The following is a 19,503-nucleotide window of genomic DNA, read 5'->3' on the forward strand; positions in this document are numbered from 1 at the left end:
GTTCAAAACATATTTAGGAGAATAGATGAAAAAATTTGCAAGAACTGTACTTGGTGATATTGATCCACAAGAATTAGGGGTTGTGGATTGCCATGATCACTTAATTAAAAACTACGGACCAGAAGCACATGAACATCCAGATTTTGTGATGCTTTCAATTGATGCAGCTGTTAAGGAAATGGAAGAGTATGTAGCTAAAGGTGGAAAAACCATGGTTACTATGGATCCACCTAATGTGGGTAGAGATGTTCACAGAATGCTAGAAATTGCTCATAAGCTTAAAGGAAAAGCACACCTTATTATGGCAACTGGATTTCACAAGGCAGCCTTTTATGATAAAGGTGCTTCATGACTTGCTTTAGCACCTATTGATGAGATTGTTAAAATGGTTAAAGCAGAAATTGAAGAAGGGATGGATGAACTTAACTACAGCGGACCAGTGGTGAAACGTTCAGCATCTAAAGCTGGAATTATTAAAGCTGGGACTGGATATGCAGCTATTGACCGCCTTGAATTAAAATCTCTTGAAGTTGCTGCTCGTTCAAGTATTGAAACTGGTGCTCCAATTTTAGTTCACACTCAACTTGGAACCATGGCTTATGAAGCAGCTCAACACTTAATTGATTTTGGGGCAAATCCAAGAAAAATTCAATTATCACACCTAAACAAAAATCCAGATAAGTATTACTATGAAAAAATTATTAGCGAGTTAGGTGTTTCACTTTGTTTTGATGGACCTGATCGAGTTAAATACTACACTGATGCTACTTTAGCAGAAAATATTAAATATTTAGTAGATAAAGGATATCAAAAACACATTACTTTATCACTAGATGCAGGTAGAATTTTATACCAAAGACACTATGGACTTGAAAAAGGAAAAGAAACCTTTGGTTTAGGATATTTATTTGATAGATTCATTCCTTTACTTAAACAAGTTGGTGTAAGTGAAGAAGCTATTGAAGATATGTTAGTAAATAACCCAAGAGAAATCTTAACTTTTGATGAAAAAAGAACTTTTGATCTTTCAAAAGTTAATCCAAGAGTTTTAGAACTTAAAAAACTCTTAAAAGTTAGTTAATAAGCTAACAGATATTTTTAAAATTAATCTTTAAGGAAGGAAAGATGATTAAAAAATTAGACAAAAAGAAAAAAACCGGTCTAATTGTTGGATGATCAGTTTTTGCCGCAATTAATATCATAATTATTTTAATTACTGTATTAGTTAAATCAGCATTTCCAACCCAACCTGAAAAAGGAACTCAAATTGTTGCTTGGAGTGGTGATGCTGTAGGTAAAGCGTTTTTGTTCCTATTTAACAGAGTTTACTTAGATAACTTCTTTAAAATTCCTGCATTGTTACTTGGATCCCTTACCTTTGTAGGATACATGACCATGGGAAGAGGTTTAAGACAATCAGTTATTGGAGCGCTAAAAACTATTATTGGTTTTTTACTTCTATCAATTGGTTCAGGAACTTTAATTTCTTTAGCAGAACCAGTATTTAGAGGAATTAAAAATATTGGAGGTGCAGGGGTTGTTCCTCTTGATCCTTACTTTGCACTTGCTAGCTCTAATAATTTCTTTGCTAATGCCTTTAAAGGAAATGATTATACTTCACTTATTTCGTTTACTTTTATTTTAGGATATATCATTAACATGATTATGGTGGCTCTTAAAAGATGAACTAACACTAACAGTTTAATGATTACAGGGCATGTTATGTTACAACAAAGTGCAGTTGTTACAACTATACTTTATGTAATATTATTTAGAGATTTTAGTTTATTTCAAGGAACATTAAGTCTTGGTGAACAAGCTGGATTAGTTGTTATATCGGGTATTTTACTTGGAGCATATTGAGCAACAGCTTCAACTGCAACTACAAAAGGAACTAATGTAGTTACTCAAAACGCTGGATTTTCAATTGGTCACCAACAAATGCTAGCGATTGCTACTAGTTACAAACTAGGAAGATTCTTTGGTAAAAAAGAAGATTCAGCTGAAACCAAAAAATTACCTTCATATTTAAAAATATTTGAAGATAATATTTTTACTCAAACAGTTATTGTTTTAATTTTGTTCTTATCGTTATTTGCTATTTTGCTTGCTGTAGATCACACAACAGTTATTGATGGTTCATTTAATAAATTTATTGACGCCGAAGAATTAAACCCTGAATTAGCAAAATCTAAAGGACCAATTAAATACACACTTTGAAATGGTTCTTTTGGTGGAGCCAACTTTGTGGTTAATATCTTTGGTGGTTCTCTCAAAATTGTTGCTGCTTTAATTGCAATTATTACCGGTGTTAGAATGTTTATTACCGAATTACAACAATCATTCCACGGAATTAGTGAAAAAATTATTCCTGGGGCAGTTGTTGCCGTTGATGTTGCTGCAGTTTATGGATTTTCAATTAACTCAGTAACCTTTGGATTTATTTCTGGGGTTATTGGTCAATTTGCAGGGGTAGGAATTGTTATTGCATTATCATTTATCCCTGGTCAAAACTTTTTATTTATTGCAATTCCATTATTTATTACATTATTCTTTAACTCTGGTTCTCTTGGGGTTTATGCTAATGCAAGTGGTGGTTGAAAAGCCGCTTTACTTCTTCCGGGAATTATTGGATTTATTGAAATTATCATTATTTCAATTGCTACTAGAGCTATTTCTAATGCTACTAGCTCGCTTGGAATTATTTCGCCAGTAGATAGTGGATTTATTGGTATGGCTGACTGAAATATCTTCTTTGGGTTATTAATGTGAATTTCATCATACAATACTGTAGTTGCTTGAATTTTAGTGGTATTAGCAATTTTTGCAATGCTTGCAATGGGTATGATTGTAGATAATGGATCACAAACCAAACCAACATTCTTACAAAAAGTTCTTAAATTAAAACCAACATTAGTTAATAGCTAATTGGTAAAAAGATTAGCTTAATGCTAATCTTTTATTTTATAATTTAATTAATATAATAAATCAAAATTCAAAGGACAAAAATCATGGAAAACAAACAATTAAAAATCGTTGCTGCTTGTGGAAATGGAATGGGAACAAGTATGCTTATTAAATTATCAGTTCAAAACATTATGAAAGAACTTGGAGTTGATGCTCAAGTGGATGCTCTTTCAATGGGACAATCAGTTGGATTAACTAATTCAGTTGATATTATCATCTCTTCAAAACATCTTTCAGACCAATTTGATCACAATCAAAGAGCTAAAATTGTTGGAGTTACCAACTTAATGGATAAAAACGAAATCAAAGAAGCTCTTAAAAAAGCATTAGGATTATAATTATGGAAAAAATCAACTTACTTGAAATTTTAAAAAAACATGACACTGTTAATGTAGGTCTTAGTGCTAAAGATTGACAAGAAGCTGTACACCTTTCGGTAAAACCGCTTATTGACAAAGGATTAGTTGAAAGCAGATATTTTGATGCAGTAATTGAAAATACTCACAAATACGGACCTTACTACATTGTGGCTGATTATTTTGCTATGCCACATGCTCAAAGTGAAGCTGGGGTGCTTCAAAACTCTTTTTCACTAGTGACTTTAAAAGAGCCAGTTTATTTTGAAAAAGATGAGCGTCCAGTGCGTTTATTAGTTGCTTTAGCAGCTACTAGTGCAGAAGTACACACCTCTGAAGCATTGCCTCAAATTGTTAAAATCTTTGGAGATCCAAGCAATGTAGAAGCCATTATGAATGCTTCAAGTAAAGAAGAAGTTTTAGCTTTAATTACTAAAATTGATGCTGAAGCTCCAGAATTTTAAAATCCAATAAAAACTATATAAAAAAGAAAGGAAGAAAAAATTAAAGATGGCATTACCATTATTACAAATTGCTCTTGATAATTTAACTATCGAAGAAGCAATTAATTCAGCTCAAAAAGCTGCTAAATATATTGATGTAATTGAAGTTGGAACTATTTTACTAGCTTCAGAAGGAAAAAAAGCAATTGCTGAATTAAAAAAAGCTTTTCCAGATAAAATCATTGTTGCTGACGGAAAAATTGCTGATGCAGGAAAAGTCTTTGCCAAAATGTTTTTTGAAAGTGGAGCTGATTATACTACTGCTATTTGTGCTGCTGAAAATGCAACTATGGAAGATTTAGTTCAATATTCACAAACTTTTGGAAATGGAAAAGAACTCCAAGTAGAAATGACTACTAATTTCACTTGAGAACAAGTCCAAAGCTGAAAACAAGCTGGAGTTCCACAAGTGGTATGACACCGTGCTCGCGATGCTCAAGCTGCAGGAGTTAAATGAGGTCAAAAAGATATTGACACTGTTAAAAAACTAGCTGATATGGGGTTTAAAGTAACTGTAACTGGGGGAGTTGCAGTTGAAGATATTAAGTTATTTAAAGATATTCCAATTTATATTTTTATTGCTGGAAGATCAATTCGTGATGCTGCTGACCCTCAAGCAGCTGCAAAGGAATTTAAAGATGAATTCAAAAAATACTGATCAAACTAACGAAGCTAAAAAAACTAAAAAGAAAAACACCCATCTTAAAAAACGTTATTTAGGAATTTACGAAAAAGCTATTAATAAAAAATTTGATTGAGCTACTAAAATTGATATTGCTAAAGCCGGAGGATATGATTTTATCGAGTTTAGCGTTGATGAATCGCCAGAACGTTTAGAACGCTTAACTTGAAGTAATGCTCAAATTAATGAGCTGAAAAAATTACTCATTGAAAAAAACTTTTACTTTAATTCAATGTGTTTAAGTGCACACCGCAGATATCCTTTTGGGTCTCGTGATCCTAAAAAACGTGCTATGGCTTTAGATATTATGGAAAAAGCCATTATCTTAGCTAAAAAACTTGGTATTCGAATTATTCAAATTGCTGCTTATGATGTGTATTATGAAGTTCCAAACCAAGTAACTCGTAATTACTTCCTTCAAGGAATGAAAAAAGCAGCTGCTTTAGCTCAAAAACATAGCGTAACTCTTGCTTTTGAAACTATGGATGTTGATTTTGCTGGAACTATTAGTAAGTGTTTAGCCTTTTTAAAAGAAATTGATTCGCCAATGTTTTACATTTATCCTGATTTAGGAAATTTAAACCAATTTACCGAAGATGTTGCCAACGAAATTTTACTTGGAAAAGATAAAATTGTTGCCTTTCACTTCAAAGACACTCTTCCAAGAAAATTTAAAGAAGTCCCTTGAGGTAAAGGAACTGTTGATTTTCCAAAATCACTAAAAGAAATTAAACGCAATAAATTAGATGTTCCAATTTTAATTGAAATGTGGTCAAAAAATGATCCTGAAGAAACTGCTGAACAAAACATCGAATTACTTCGTGAAGCTAAAGCATTTTACTTAAAACAATGAAAGCGAGCTAAAGGTGAATAAAGACGAAATTCAACAATTAAAACAACAAGTTTATGAAGCTAATATGCTTTTGTATAAATATAAACTAGCCATTCATACCTGAGGAAATGTTTCAGGAATTACCAAAGACCGTAAATTAATGGTTATTAAACCTTCAGGAGTAAGTTACGAAAGCATGACTCCTGAAGATATGGTTGTTGTGGATATGGATAATAATGTTATTGATTCAAAACTTAATCCATCAAGTGATACTCCAACACACACTTTACTTTATAAAGCAAATGCAAACATCCAAGGAATTGTTCATACTCACTCACCATATGCAGTTGGATTTGCTCAAGCTGGAAAAGAAATTAAGTGTTTTGGAACAACGCATGCTGATAATTTTTATGGCTCAGTTCCTTGCACTCGTGAACTTACCGATGAAGAAATTAATGGAGCATACGAGCATAATACGGGATTAGTTATTATTGAACATTACACCAAAAACAACCTTAGTTTTGAATCTACTAGTGCCACTTTAGTTAAAGAACATGGACCTTTTGTGTGATCAACTAAAAGTCCTAAAGATGCAGTTAATTTAGCATTAACCTTAGAAGAAGTAGCCAAAATGGCACTACATACTTTAATTATTGATCCGCACAAAGAACAAGCAAATCAAACCCTTCAAGACAAACACCATTTTAGAAAACATGGTCCAAACGCATATTATGGACAAATTAAAAAATAGTGATTTTGAATATGTCTTTTTTGATTTAGATGGAACATTACTTAATTCAAAAAAGGAAATTTTACCTAGTTCTAAAGAAGCAATTGCCACTTTAAAAAAACTCAACAAAAAAATGTCAATTATCACTGGGAGACCACCTTATTTAGCTAAAGAAGAATTTTTAAGCTTAAATTTACACTATCCAGTTATTTGTTGCAATGGAGCTCTTATTTATGATTTTTATAAGAATAAAATTGTTTATAAAAATCCAATTGACCCCCAAAGCACAAAGCAAGTATTTGATATCTTAATTAAAAATAATGTTACTTTTTTAATTTATACTACCACTAAAGGGATTTTAGGATTTTACAATAAAGAAACATTACCAGAATGATTTAGCTGAATAAGTAGCACTAATGCTAAACGCAAGCCGGAAAATCAATTTCCCTTTGAGTATCATACTTACTTTGAGTGAAAAGCATTAAATTTTGAAATAACTAAGGAAGAAATTGTGAAGTTTTTAGTAATTAAATCCGATAGCAGGCTTGAAGATGCCCAACAAGCAGCTACAGAGTTAACAAATGTAAGCAATATTTACATGATTAATTCGCAAGCAAAAGTTTTTGACATTATGCCTGTTGGTATTTCAAAAGGAGATTCGTTAAAAAAACTAGCTCAATTATATGAGATTAATTTAGATAAAACCCTTGTTTTTGGTGATGAAGATAATGATATTTCAATGTTTAAAGTGGCTAAATATTCAGTTGCAATGGGCCAATCTAAAGACGCAGTAAAACAACATGCTAGTTACATCACCACTTCAAATGATGAGGATGGAATATATCAATTTTTAAATAAAATAAAATAAGATAGGAGAAAATGAAAGACGTTAGAAAAGTTAGAGTAAACAATATGGACAATGGATTTTGAATGGTCCCTACCATTTATCGAATCTTAACTCCTAAATCCAGGAATTACGCCATAAAACACGCTTGAACTTTAATTGATTTAATTGAAAAGAATGATTTTCAAGATGATAATATCCTCTTTTCTTTTAATGGAGATAACAAATTTCAACTTTTTAATTTATTACTTAAATACCGTGGATATGATTTTCAATTATCCTTTCACAAAGTTGAGCAAATGCATGAAAGTGATTATATTGATTGAGAAATTATTCCCAATTTACTCATTCGTTTTAATTATAAAACCATTAAAACTTTATATGCTGGATATGTATTTTTCTTTACAAAAAAATATTTTGAATATTTATATGAAAGTAATAAACATCATGCTCATGAAGGAAAAGTTATCCTTGAATGAAGTAGATTTGGCTTTCACGCTATTTAAAAACAAGTAAAAGCAATCAACCAAAGCCGGTTGATTGCTTTTTATTCAGGTTTTTCGAAATATTATAATAAAAAATGTATTTTAAATTTTAATAGAAAAACACCAAAAAATGGAGAAAAATAGAACATATCCAGTTATAAGCGGTGGAGTTAAAACAACAGGCTATTATGATAAATATAATGAAGAAAAGAACACAATAACAATTACCAATCGGTCATTTTGATATACAAAAAACAGATTTTGTATTGTTTTTATACAATGGAGTTAAAACGAGTTTATTCATTTATCCAAACTTAAACTTAATAAAGATCAATTTTTAATTTATCTTTATTATCCAGAAATGATTTTAAATTTTGTTATTGAAAAAGTGCATTTAAAAAACAAAAAATTTCTAGAGCTATATCGTAATAACTTATTTTGGTAATTAAACACAAATATTTAAATGATATTTGTTGCTTTTTAATCAATTTATGCTATTTTTGTAAATATTAATATAAAATTTAGATAATAAATTTGGAGTTTTTAATGGAAGAAAAAAGACTAGGTAATTATATAAAAATTATTAAAGGAAAACAACTTAATAAAGATAAAACATATGAAACAGGTAAATATCCAGTTATTAATGGAGGAGTTTCACCAACTGGATATTTTAATGAATGTAATCATGAAGCAAATACGATTACAATTTCCCAAGGAGGAGCTTCTGCAGGTTATGTAGATTTTCAAAAAACTAAATTTTGAGCCAGTGCACATTGCTATGTGATTAAAACAAAAAATGAAGAAATTTTACACAACAAATACTTGTACTATTTTCTTAAAAGTAATGAATCAAACCTTAAAAAACAGTCTCATGGTGCAGGAATTCCGTCTCTAGCACAAGAGCATATTTTAAATTTAGAAATGATTTTACCAGATATTAAAAGACAAGAAGAAATAGTAAAAACATTAGATTTGTTTACCAATTTTTCGCAAGAGCTAGAGGCCGAGCTAGAGGCAAGAAAAAAACAATATAACTTTTATAGAAATAAACTATTAAACTTTGAATATTTAACTAATTTTAAAACTTACAATTTAGAAGATATTGTTGAGTTTGAAAAAGGAAAAGCTAATATAGTACCAGATAAAGGTACCAGATTTCCTGTTATAACAAGCGCTAAAAAACCGCAATATTATACTGATGTTTATAATAGAGAAAAAAATCATATTACTATTGCTTCATCAGGAGAAGGTTCTTCTGGATATGTTGCTTTTTGAGATACGCCAATTTTTGCTAGAAATTGCTTCACCATCAAAGCAAATGAAAATATTGTTCTTCAAAAATATTTATTTCATTTTTTAAAAAATAAACAAAACTATATTTATTCATTAACCTCAAATGGTGTAATACACAATATATATCCATCTTCAGTATCGAAAATTCAAATTCTTGTTCCTGATTTGTTAATTCAACAAAAAATTATTGATGTTTTAGATAATTTTGAAAAAATTTGTCAGGATTTAAATATCGGATTACCTGCAGAAATTGAACTTAGAGATAAACAATATTCTTATTATCGAGATAAATTATTAAGTCTAACAAGCGATATTTTCGAAGAGACAGCTAGATCTAGAGACAGCTAGATCTAGAGACAGCTGAGAAGAAGGATTAATTAAACTTACTAACTTTATATTTTTTGATTCAAATTCAGACATTATAGTTAAAAATGATGATTTAATTTTAAATAACTACATCACAATTAGTATAGGCAAACAACTAAACAAAGATAAAACATCTAAAATAGGCTTATATCCAGTAATTAATGGAGGGACATCACCTACTGGATATTTTGATAATTATAATCAGGAATCTAATACAATTACAATTGCTCAAGGTGGATCTACAGGTTATGTAGATTTTCAAAAAACAAAATTTTGAGCCAGTGCACATTGCTATATAATCAAACCTAAAGATGAAAAAGTTTTACTTAATAAATATCTTTATTATTTCCTTAAAAATAATGAAAATATTCTTAAAGAAGAATCTTATGGAGCTGGAATTCCTTCATTATCAAGAGAATCGATTTTAAATTTAAAATTTAACATCCCTAGCATTCAAACTCAACAATATATTGTTGATACTTTAGATTACTTTGAAGAAATTACCAACGATTTATCCAAAGGTCTACCTTCAGAAATTATGCTTAGAAATAAACAATATCAATACTATCGTAATAAGTTACTTTTTAAATAATCTTAAATAAAAGACGCTAGAAAAGTTAGAGCAAATAATATGGACAATTTATTGAATCTTAACTACTAAATCTTGAAACTACATTGTTAAAAATTATTGAAAAGAATAATTTTCAATTAATCACTTCACAGGGTTTAACAAATCCGTTAAAGTAATTATTTTGATTGATAATTCATTTTCAATTTACTCATTTATTTTAATTGCAAAAGCATTAATTTCATTAAGAAAAAGTCAACATTGAATAAATCAAATTTAACTTTACCCATTTAAAAATACAACGAAAACCAATCAACTTGAAAGAGTTGATTGGTTTTTTAATCACATTTTTTGCAAGTAAAAAAAATCACGTTTTTTTTTTTTTTTTTAAGAAACCTTATAATAAAAATAAGTAATATTTTATGAATTTATAAGGGTGATAAATTAAATATGGATATGAAACAGATTGGATCTTACAACGATGATAATTGAGTTGTTGTTAAAGATTTTAAAGAAACTCAAAAACAAGAAAAACCATATCAAAGTGAAGAGCAACTAGAAAATGATTTTATTAAACGATTAGAAAATCTTGGGTATGAATATCGTCCAGATATTAATAATGAAGATTTATTAAAAGCAAATTTACGAGAGCAAATTCAAAAGCTTAATAAGTTTGAATTTAAAGATAAGGAGTGAAAACGTTTTTATAAAGAAGTGATTATTAATGCCCCTAAAGATATTTATGGAGCTGCAGAAAAACTTCAAAAAATTAAAGTTTTTGCTGTTAATTTAATCGATCGTGAAGAAAAAGTGAAAAATATCAAAATCATTGATGATGATATTTCTAATAACTCTTTGCAAGTAATTAATCAATACAATACTAATTCCGAGAAGAAAAATCGATATGATGTAACTATTTTAGTTAATGGTCTTCCACTTGTTCAAATTGAACTGAAAAGACGTGGAGTTAATATTAAAGATGCTTTTGAGCAAATTGAAAGATATCACGAACAATCATATTCAAGTGGTGATGGTTTATTTGAATATTTACAACTATTTGTTATTAGTAATGGAACTTTTACAAAGTATTATTCAAATACTACAAGATGATTGTCAATAAAAGATAAAAAAGATAGCAACCTTAAAGCCGGAGAAATTAAAACTAGTAATTCGTATGAATTTACCATAAATTGAGCAGATCAAAATAACGAACCAATTAATGATTTAGAGGATTTTACCACTTACTTTTTTCGAAAAAGAACTATTTTATCAATTTTAATTAAATATTGCGTTTTAACTGAAGATAAAAAACTGCTAGTAATGCGACCTTATCAAATTACTGCTTGTGAAGAAATTCAAAAGCAAACTAAGGTTGCTTTAAATAATCCAAAATTAATTGGAACAGTTGATGCTGGTGGATATATTTGACATTCAACTGGATCTGGAAAGACTTTAACTTCATTTAAGGTTTCTCAATTACTTGTTGCTGAATTTCCTAATGTAAAAAAAGTTGTCTTTGTTGTTGATCGTAAGGATTTAGACTTTCAAACTATTAGAGAATTTGAAAACTATCAAAAAGGTTCTGTGAGTGGAACAAGTAGTACCAAGAATTTAGATGAAAAGTTAAATGATTTCTCTCCACAAACATCTAAAAAAATTATTGTAACAACCATTCAAAAACTTAATCTTTATATTAAAAATAACAAAAACAAAAAATGAGCAAAAGATAATTCTCAAGCTACTGTATTTATTTTTGATGAGTGTCACCGTTCGCAATTTGGTGAAACACACAAAAAAATTAAAGAATATTTTAAAGATTACATATTCTTTGGATTTACTGGTACACCTATTTTTGAAGCTAATACAGATCAAGGTAAAGCTTTTCGAACAACTAGAGGTATTTTTGGCGAAAAACTACATGCGTATACTATTTTAAATGCCATTAAGGATGAAAATGTCTTGAAATTTAAAATCGAATACAATAAAACAGCTATTAAAGTTAATAAATTATTTAAAGTAAAGGAAATTGATAAAAATTTCGAACACCCAAGAAGAATTGAGTCAATTGTTGAATATACACTTAATCGTTATGATCGTATAACCAATAGACAGCAAAAAGAAATGCAAAAAAGTGGATTTAACTCATTATTTGCTTGCGATTCTACAAAGTTAGCAGGTCTTTATTATCAAGAGTTTAAAAAACAAATTGCTCAAAAAAATATTGATTTAAAAATTGCAACTATTTTTTCAAAAGAGCCTTCACATAAATCAGAAAATATTTTAGATTATGATTTAGCAGATGGTTTTAAAGCTGAAAGATTATCAGTAAATGAACAAAACGTTTTACAAGAAGCTATAAATGATTTTAATAATACTTTTAAAACCAATTATGAGCTAAATGCAGAGGGGTTTGATAATTATTACAAAGAAGTTTCAAAAAAAGTTAAAAACCGTGAAATAGATATTTTGATTGTATGTAGTATGTTTTTAACTGGGTTTGATGCTCCAACCTTAAATACTTTATGACTTGATAAGGATTTAACTTATCATAATCTAGTTCAAGCTCTTTCAAGAACTAATCGTATATACAGTTCTTTAAAACCGCATGGAAATATTGTTACTTTTAGAGATTTAAAAGAACAAACTGAAAAAGCACTGAAATTATTTAGCGATAAGAATGCTTCTGAAATTTGTTTATTAAGAGATTTTAGAACTTATTACGAAGGACCATATTCAAACAAAGGAAGAAGTGTTTTAGGTTATCGAAAACTTGTTGAAAAACTTAAAAATTCTTTTCCTTTAGAAGCTCTTGAAAAACAAGACCTCAGCGAAGAAGAAGAACAAGATTTTATTAGAACATACAACGATTTAGAACGAACAGAAGTGATTGTAAAAACTTTTGATGAATTTGGTTTACCAGAATATCCAGCTTTTAATAGCACATTAAGACAAGATTATAAAAGTCATTACTTAAAAATTTATGACAAACATCAAGATAATGTTATTGCGAAATTAGCTGAACGAAATTTAATTGATCTTGAATATGAAATTAATTTAATTCAAAATTCTGATTACGGATTAAGAGAAATTATTAAACTTATCGAAGAACAATTTAATCAAATTAATCAAAAACAAGAAATTAAAGAATCTATAAAAAAAATTCTTTTATCTCAATACAAATGAAGAGATAAAATTTCTTTACTGGATGAGTTTATTGATTGAATTTTAAAGAAATTAAAAGAAAAAAACAAGAAAATTCCAATAGATTACAATTATGAATGACGATTATTTATTGAAGAAAAAATAAATCAAATTATCGAAGAAATCATTGTTAGATTACCAGTTAAAGATACTGTCGAAACAAGAATCTTTTTTAAAAGATGTTTTGATAAAGGTGAAGTTAAAGATTATGGAAAAGAATTTAATGATTTAGTCAAAGGTCCAATTTTCGGAAATAAAAATCAAAATAGGTTGAAAGTTTCTCAAGAACTAAACAAATTAATTAATAAATTTAGAGGACTTTACTAGTTTTTAATGAAAAAAGGAATTTTATGGATAGTAAAAGAGATTTAGAACGAAGTGAATTACACAATGCTATTTGAAAAATCGCGGAAGATTTACGCGGAAGTGTTGATGGATGAGATTTTAAAATGTATGTATTAGGATTTTTATTTTATCGTTACATTTCTGAAAATTTAGTTAATTTTGTTAATACTGACGCAGCAAAAAATAAATTGAAAGGTTTTGATTATGCTAATTTAGATGATGAATTGTGTGGCAAAGATCAAAAAGAAGACATTGTTAGTGCAATTGGGTATTTTATCAAACCTTCAGAATTATTTGAAAATGTACGTAAAAAGGCTAATGAAAATGACATTGAACTAAATACTAATTTAGATCGGATTTTTAAATCAATTGAAAAATCAGCTTATGGGAATAAAAGTCAAGGTGATTTTGAAGGATTGTTTAATGATTTAGACTTTAATAGTAATAAACTTGGGAAAGAAGTTAAAGATAAAAACAAAAATATTATTAATATTTTAGAAAATATCGCCAAAATTGATTTAGGTAACTCTAGAGAAAGTTCAGTAGATATTTTTGGAGATGCATATGAGTTTTTACTAACTATGTATGCTTCTAGTTCCGGAAAAAGTGGGGGAGAGTTTTTTACACCTCCTGAAGTCTCGACTTTGCTAGCAAAAATTGCTATTAATAATAAAACCAAAGTCAATAAAGTTTACGATCCAACTTGTGGTTCAGGTTCACTGCTTTTAAAGGCTATTAAAATTCTTGGAGAAAATAAAAATAATATTACCGGTGGATTTTATGGTCAAGAAATTAATCTTACTACCTTTAATTTGTGTCGGATGAATATGTTTTTACATGGAGTTGATTATGATAAATTCAACATCAAACATGGAAATACTTTAACTCAGCCACTTCATAAAAACGATGGTCCTTTTGATGTAATTGTATCTAATCCCCCTTATTCACTAAATTGAAAAAAAGTTATTAACCCAACTTTAATTCAAGATGATCGTTATAAAGATGCTGGAGTTTTAGCCCCTAAATCTAAAGCAGATTTAGCTTTTGTTATGCACTCGCTTTATCATCTATCTGATGATGGAGTAGCTGCTATTGTTTGTTTCCCTGGAATATTTTATCGTGGTGGAGCAGAAGCGAAAATTCGCCAATATTTAATTGATCAAAACTATATTGACGCCTTAATTCAAATGCCGGATAATCTTTTTTATGGAACTTCAATAGCTACTACTATTTTAGTTCTGAAAAAGAATAAAAAAGACAATAGTGTTTTATTTATTGATGCAAGTAATATTGTGCAAAAAGCCAAAAAAGGAAATAAACTCTCTCAAGCAAATATTGATGAAATTAGTAAGTTATATTTTGATCGAAATGATGTTGAAAATTTAGCTAAATTAGTTGCTAAAGAACAAATTGTTGAAAATCGCTATAACCTTTCAGTATCTCAATATGTACAAAAACAAAGTGATGAAGAAGAAGTTAATATTGAAGCTTTAAATGCTCAAATTAAGGAAATTACTGTAAAACAAGAACATTTAAGAAAAGAAATTGACAAAATAACTGAAGAATTAGATAAGGTATTTAACAAAAAGTAATTCTCAAATTGAAAGATAATATGAATCTAAAAGAAAATTATGTAAAACTAGGTGATTATATAAAAATAATTACAGGAAAACAACTTAATAAAGATAGAATGTTTAAAAAGGGTTTATATCCAGTAATTAACGGAGGAACCTCTCCCACTGGATATTTTAATGAATATAATCAAGAAGCGAATACAATTACAATTGCTCAAGGTGGTTCAACCGGTTATGTAGATTTCCAAAAAACTGAATTTTGAGCCAGTGCTCATTGTTATGTAGTTAAACCAAAAAATGAAAAAATTTTACTTAACAAATACTTGTATTATTTTCTTAAAAATAATGAATTAAACCTTAAAAAACAATCCCATGGTGCAGGAATTCCATCTCTAGCAAAAGAACATATTTTAAATTTAGATTTGATTTTACCAGATATTAAAACACAAAAAGAAATAGTTAAAAATTTAGATTTATTTACTAATTTTTCTGAAGAGCTAGAGGCCGAGCTAGAGGCAAGAAAAAAACAATATAACTTTTATAGAAATAAATTGCTACACTTTGAATATTTAACTAATTTTAAAACTTACAATTTAGAAGATATTGCTGAGTTTGAAAAAGGAAAAACTAATATAGCACCAGATAAAGGCACCAGATTTCCAATTGTATCTGGTGGTGTTAAACCACAAGGATATACAGATGAATTTAATAGAAATAAAAACTCTATAACTGTATCTTCTTCTGGCTCAGCGGGATATGTATCTTTTTGAAAAACACCAATTTTTGCAAAAGATTGTTTTACAATTCAAGCAAATGAAAAAATTATTTTACAAAAATATTTGTTTCATTTTTTAAAAAACAAACAAGATTACATATATTCATTAAAAACAACAGGAACAATTCCTCATATATATAGCTCAACAATTTCGGATATGAAAATTCTTGTTCCTGATTTACTAATTCAGCAAAAAATTGTTGATGTTTTAGATAATTTTGAAAAAATTTGTCAGGATTTAAATATCGGATTACCTGCAGAAATTGAACTTAGAGACAAGCAATATGCATATTATCGTGATAAATTATTAAGTCTAACAAGCAATATTTTCGAAGAGACAGCTAGATCTAGAGACAGCTAGATCTAGAGACAGCTAGATCTAGAGACAGCTGAATAGAAGGATTAATTAAAGTTATTAATTTCATCTATTCTGACAGAGTTTTAAATTCCTTAACCGAAGGACAAAAAACACTTTTAAGTGATTATGTGCATTTGAATAAAGGTAGAAAACTTCATAAAAGCGAAATGATTGAAAAAGGTGAATTTCCTGTAATTAATTTAAGTCCCACTCCTTCTGGATATTTTAATAAGTATAACGAAGATGAAAATGCAGTTACAATAGCAGAATGCGGAGCTTCTGCAGGTTATGTAAATTTTCAACGAAATAAGTTTTGAGCTGCGTTAAATTGTTTTGTTATAAGAAGTAAAAGCGAAAATATCTTACTGAATAAATATCTTTACTACCTTCTTAAAAATAATGAAAATATTTTTAAAGAACAATCATCCAATGGGACTGTTTCTTTATTGTCAAGCAAGGCAATTTTAAATTTAAAACTAAATATTCCAAGCATCAAAACTCAGCAATACATTGTTGATATTTTAGATCACTTTGAAGAACTTACTAATGATTTATCAAAAGGTTTACCAGCAGAAATTGCATTTAGAAATAAACAATATCAATATTATCGTAATAAGTTGTTGTTTAAATAATTTAAATTAATAATCTCTTTGTGAATTTAAAATTTTAGAAAGGATAAAAATGATACGAGCAAAAGTTTATACTAAAGATGAAATAGGGTATAAAAAAATTGAATTAAGTGAAAAAGAATTCATGGAAACTTTTAATTTTTCGCTTGAACAAATAAATTATTTATTAAAAAATAGGGAAATTATTATTTCAGATAATGAAATTTTTCAAGTTTTACGAAGCAAGGATGTTACATCAAGTTTAAGAAACATTAGAGATTTCCTTATAAATCAAGAGAAATTTAAAGAATAAAATCTTAATTTTTTAATTTATTAACCAAATCCACTTTCCTAAGTAATAAAGAAAGTGGATTTTTAGCGTAAAAGTACAATTTTCTTGGTTTAAAAGCGAAAAAGTTATAATTTAAATAAAAGGAGGTTTACCATGCAAAGTGCAACACAACAAATTAAAGAAATTATGTTTAACAATCCTGGTAAAATCTATATTAATAAAGATTTTGAACATATTGCAAATAAAAATACAATTGCTTCAATTTTATCTAAATTAAATAAGCAAGAACAAATTAAAAGATTAATTACTGGAATGTACGTTAAGCCTATATATAGTGAATTCTTAAAAGCATCAGGAAATCCTTTTCCATCTAAAGTTGCTGAAAAAATTTCACAAAAGCATGGTTGAACCATTGCTCCTGGCGGTGAAGTAACATTAAATTACACTGGTGTGTCAACTCAAATACCCAATTCATATATGTATATTTCCGATGGTCCATCAAGAATTTATGAATATCAAGGGTGAAAAATTACTTTTATACATAGAAATAAAAAATATATTACATCACGCTCAGAAGAATTTGCGATTTTAATTGAAGCAATTAAAAGGTTAGGAAAAAGAAGCATAAATAATAAGCGAATAATTAGACAATTAGCATCTTTTGCTCAAAATGTTAAAGAAGATTTAGCAAGAGAAACTAAAACTTTTGAAAATTGAATTCGAAATGTTTTATTAGAAATAAAGGAGATCAATGACAATCGATAAATTTTTTACATTATCTGAACAAGAGCAAAATATAGCTTATGAACAAGCGGTAAGCAAATGAAATCTTGGTGAATATATTCTTGAAAAAGATTTATGAGTTTGTATAGTTTTAAAATATCTTTTTAATGATTTTAAATACAAAGATTATTTGGTTTTTAAAGGTGGGACAAGCCTTTCTAAAGCTCATAATCTTATTAAAAGGTTTTCAGAAGATATTGATTTATCTATGGATATAAGGGTGCTGGGATACCCTGATGGAGAGCTAAATAAAAGCAAAAGCAATTCACAATTGAAAAAATTTAATAAAAATATCAAAGAAGAGAACTTCAAGTTTTTAAAAGAAGAAGTTTTACCAATTTTACAACATGATTTAGGCAAAATTTTTAAAGATAAAGAAATAAAACTTTATATTGAAGAAAGCGATCCATATACTATTTGTTTTGATTATCCAAAGAAATTTCCAGTTAGATCTTTAATTTTAAAAATTATTAAACTAGAAATGGGACGTTTAGCTGATCCTGAACCCGCTTCTCAAAAAGAAATTAAACCTTATATTTTTGAAACTTTTCCAAATGTTGCTTGAGAAAAAATATTTGTTAAAACTGTTGAACCAATTAGAATTTTTTATGAAAAAGCTACCATATTACACCGAATAGCCAATCGATATAGTCAAATTTATCCAGATAGATATGCTAGACATTATTATGATTTATATAAAATGCTTCAAACAGATTTAGAAGAACAAAGTTTGCAGAATTTAGATTTACTTGATTCAGTTATTGAGTTTAAGAAAAAGTATTATCCAACAAACACAGCTAAATATGATCTTATCTATGAAGCTAAATTAAAACTAGTTCCTTCGCAAGAAGCAATTGATTTTTTTAAAAATGATTATAAGAACATGAACGAAATGTTTTTTGAAGATATTGTTAGTTTTGATGAAATTATCAAAACACTACAAATTCACGAAGATAAGCTAAATAAAGCGATTAAAACATATGCAAAATGAAGTTCTAAATAAAAATTATTTGCTTATTTAAACAAGTGAATAATTAGTTTAAAAAATTAAATAAAAGGAGTTTTATGAACAATAAAAATAAAGACAAAAATATTAATTATATAACTTATGAAATGTTTGTGGAAAATGCAAAAAGACAAAAAGAAGCTTTTGAAAAACATCCTGCCAAAGCAGTGTATGATGAAGTTATCAGATTATTAGGCAAAAAATAACTTTATATATGAATAATATTGAAATACTAAGAAATTTTGTGATTTATTTAAATCCTAAATCGTTAAATACTCAAAAAGAATTTTACTTAAGTGGTAATTTTCAAACAAGTGATATTCAATTAGCAAATTCAACTAATGAAAATTCATTATCCTATTATTTAGCTAATTGCAAGGAACCTTTGATTGAATTAGTTTTTTTCTCTTCTGATAATTATACACTTACTCAATTATTCAAATACACAGTAAAACAAGCATTTGATTATGCTAAAAATTTATCTAACGAACCTTTTGATTGAGAACAATTGGATTTATTTTTTGATTCAGTTATGTTAAATTACAATAACTATATCTCTTATATTGAACAAGATGAAAGTAAGCAAAATACATTTGATTTACTTGTTTATATTGTTTCTTGCTTGGTGAAAAAACATATTTTAATCAATGGTAATAAAAGATCTATTTTTTCTTTTGTTGTTGTGTTTTTAAGAAATTTTTGTGGACTTTATTTAAAATGAACAAAAAGCATGCATCTTGATGATTGAGAACCAGAAATCCAAAAGAGTTTTCAGCAATTATATGCAGATACAATGTCTGAATGAGTTGAAAAAAGTAAAAGTGAAAATTTAGATTTAATAATTAAAGAATTTATTATAAAAAACAGCATAATTTGAATGGGTTAAAGTTAATTTTTTAAATTGTCTAGATAATACCAAATCAAATAATTTATAA

The 19,503-nt window shown here is 27.9% G+C and carries 20 protein-coding genes; all 20 read left to right on the plus strand.

The genetic code is table 4. The features are described 5' to 3' along the window. The first annotated feature begins 25 nt into the window (after window positions 1–25). The 20 genes from EXC58_RS00135 to EXC58_RS00225 all read left to right on the plus strand — a co-directional run bounded on the left by EXC58_RS00135 (window position 26) and on the right by EXC58_RS00225 (window position 19,454). A complete protein-coding gene (locus EXC58_RS00135; protein ID WP_129725052.1) occupies window positions 26–1,081 on the plus strand; it encodes a phospho-furanose lactonase in 1,056 nt (351 codons plus the stop codon). Window positions 1,082–1,125: 44 nt separating this feature from the next. After that, window positions 1,126–2,928, plus strand: coding sequence for a PTS ascorbate transporter subunit IIC (locus EXC58_RS00140; RefSeq protein ID WP_129725053.1), 1,803 nt, complete (start codon window positions 1,126–1,128; stop codon window positions 2,926–2,928). Between the two features lie 83 nt (window positions 2,929–3,011). Then, window positions 3,012–3,305, plus strand: coding sequence for a PTS sugar transporter subunit IIB (locus tag EXC58_RS00145; RefSeq protein WP_129725054.1), 294 nt, complete (start codon window positions 3,012–3,014; stop codon window positions 3,303–3,305). A gap of 2 nt (window positions 3,306–3,307) precedes the next feature. Next, window positions 3,308–3,787 carry a PTS sugar transporter subunit IIA gene (locus EXC58_RS00150; RefSeq protein WP_197723772.1) on the plus strand — a complete coding sequence of 160 codons (480 nt, stop codon included), beginning with the start codon at window positions 3,308–3,310 and terminating at the stop codon, window positions 3,785–3,787. A gap of 46 nt (window positions 3,788–3,833) precedes the next feature. Beyond that, window positions 3,834–4,493, plus strand: a complete 660-nt coding sequence (locus EXC58_RS00155) for a 3-keto-L-gulonate-6-phosphate decarboxylase UlaD (RefSeq protein ID WP_129725055.1) — start codon at window positions 3,834–3,836, stop codon at window positions 4,491–4,493. Then, window positions 4,465–5,382 (plus strand): L-ribulose-5-phosphate 3-epimerase, encoded by a 918-nt coding sequence (locus tag EXC58_RS00160; RefSeq protein WP_268809132.1) that lies wholly within the window; start codon window positions 4,465–4,467, stop codon window positions 5,380–5,382. Before EXC58_RS00155 ends, EXC58_RS00160 begins: the two co-directional genes overlap by 29 nt. A 43-nt stretch (window positions 5,383–5,425) precedes the next feature. Beyond that, complete coding sequence (locus tag EXC58_RS00165) at window positions 5,426–6,091, plus strand: L-ribulose-5-phosphate 4-epimerase (RefSeq protein ID WP_129725924.1); 666 nt, start codon at window positions 5,426–5,428, stop codon at window positions 6,089–6,091. Then, window positions 6,072–6,938, plus strand: coding sequence for an HAD family hydrolase (locus tag EXC58_RS00170; protein WP_165177480.1), 867 nt, complete (start codon window positions 6,072–6,074; stop codon window positions 6,936–6,938). Before EXC58_RS00165 ends, EXC58_RS00170 begins: the two co-directional genes overlap by 20 nt. Before the next feature lie 11 nt (window positions 6,939–6,949). Beyond that, complete coding sequence (locus EXC58_RS00175) at window positions 6,950–7,420, plus strand: MPN499 family protein (RefSeq protein ID WP_129725058.1); 471 nt, start codon at window positions 6,950–6,952, stop codon at window positions 7,418–7,420. Between the two features lie 525 nt (window positions 7,421–7,945). Beyond that, entirely contained in the window at window positions 7,946–9,040 is a 1,095-nt protein-coding gene (locus tag EXC58_RS04645; protein WP_165177483.1) for a restriction endonuclease subunit S, read from the plus strand. A gap of 121 nt (window positions 9,041–9,161) precedes the next feature. Beyond that, the gene (locus EXC58_RS04885; RefSeq protein WP_223211631.1) at window positions 9,162–9,650 is read left to right on the plus strand and encodes a restriction endonuclease subunit S; all 489 of its coding nucleotides are present in this window, start codon (window positions 9,162–9,164) and stop codon (window positions 9,648–9,650) included. 426 nt (window positions 9,651–10,076) lie between these two features. Next, window positions 10,077–13,154, plus strand: coding sequence for a type I restriction endonuclease subunit R (locus tag EXC58_RS00190; protein WP_129725059.1), 3,078 nt, complete (start codon window positions 10,077–10,079; stop codon window positions 13,152–13,154). 23 nt (window positions 13,155–13,177) lie between these two features. After that, window positions 13,178–14,764: a type I restriction-modification system subunit M gene (locus tag EXC58_RS00195; protein ID WP_129725060.1), complete on the plus strand. Its 1,587-nt coding sequence runs from the start codon at window positions 13,178–13,180 to the stop codon at window positions 14,762–14,764. A 20-nt stretch (window positions 14,765–14,784) separates the two neighbouring features. Continuing rightward, window positions 14,785–15,882 carry a restriction endonuclease subunit S gene (locus EXC58_RS00200; RefSeq protein ID WP_129725061.1) on the plus strand — a complete coding sequence of 366 codons (1,098 nt, stop codon included), beginning with the start codon at window positions 14,785–14,787 and terminating at the stop codon, window positions 15,880–15,882. 125 nt (window positions 15,883–16,007) lie between these two features. Next, window positions 16,008–16,511 (plus strand): restriction endonuclease subunit S, encoded by a 504-nt coding sequence (locus EXC58_RS00205; RefSeq protein WP_223211609.1) that lies wholly within the window; start codon window positions 16,008–16,010, stop codon window positions 16,509–16,511. A gap of 49 nt (window positions 16,512–16,560) precedes the next feature. Next, a complete protein-coding gene (locus EXC58_RS00210) occupies window positions 16,561–16,800 on the plus strand; it encodes a hypothetical protein (RefSeq protein ID WP_129725063.1) in 240 nt (79 codons plus the stop codon). A 132-nt stretch (window positions 16,801–16,932) separates the two neighbouring features. After that, window positions 16,933–17,544: a DUF6088 family protein gene (locus EXC58_RS00215; RefSeq protein WP_129725064.1), complete on the plus strand. Its 612-nt coding sequence runs from the start codon at window positions 16,933–16,935 to the stop codon at window positions 17,542–17,544. Further along, window positions 17,531–18,565: a nucleotidyl transferase AbiEii/AbiGii toxin family protein gene (locus EXC58_RS00220; protein WP_129725065.1), complete on the plus strand. Its 1,035-nt coding sequence runs from the start codon at window positions 17,531–17,533 to the stop codon at window positions 18,563–18,565. Before EXC58_RS00215 ends, EXC58_RS00220 begins: the two co-directional genes overlap by 14 nt. Window positions 18,566–18,627: 62 nt before the next feature. Further along, the gene (locus EXC58_RS04650) at window positions 18,628–18,774 is read left to right on the plus strand and encodes a hypothetical protein (protein ID WP_165177486.1); all 147 of its coding nucleotides are present in this window, start codon (window positions 18,628–18,630) and stop codon (window positions 18,772–18,774) included. 8 nt (window positions 18,775–18,782) lie between these two features. Then, a complete protein-coding gene (locus EXC58_RS00225) occupies window positions 18,783–19,454 on the plus strand; it encodes a hypothetical protein (RefSeq protein WP_165177489.1) in 672 nt (223 codons plus the stop codon). Window positions 19,455–19,503 lie beyond the last annotated feature (49 nt).

It is taken from the genome of Mycoplasmopsis citelli, from assembly GCF_900660645.1.
GTDB lineage: Bacteria > Bacillota_I > Bacilli_A > Mycoplasmatales > Metamycoplasmataceae > Mycoplasmopsis > Mycoplasmopsis citelli.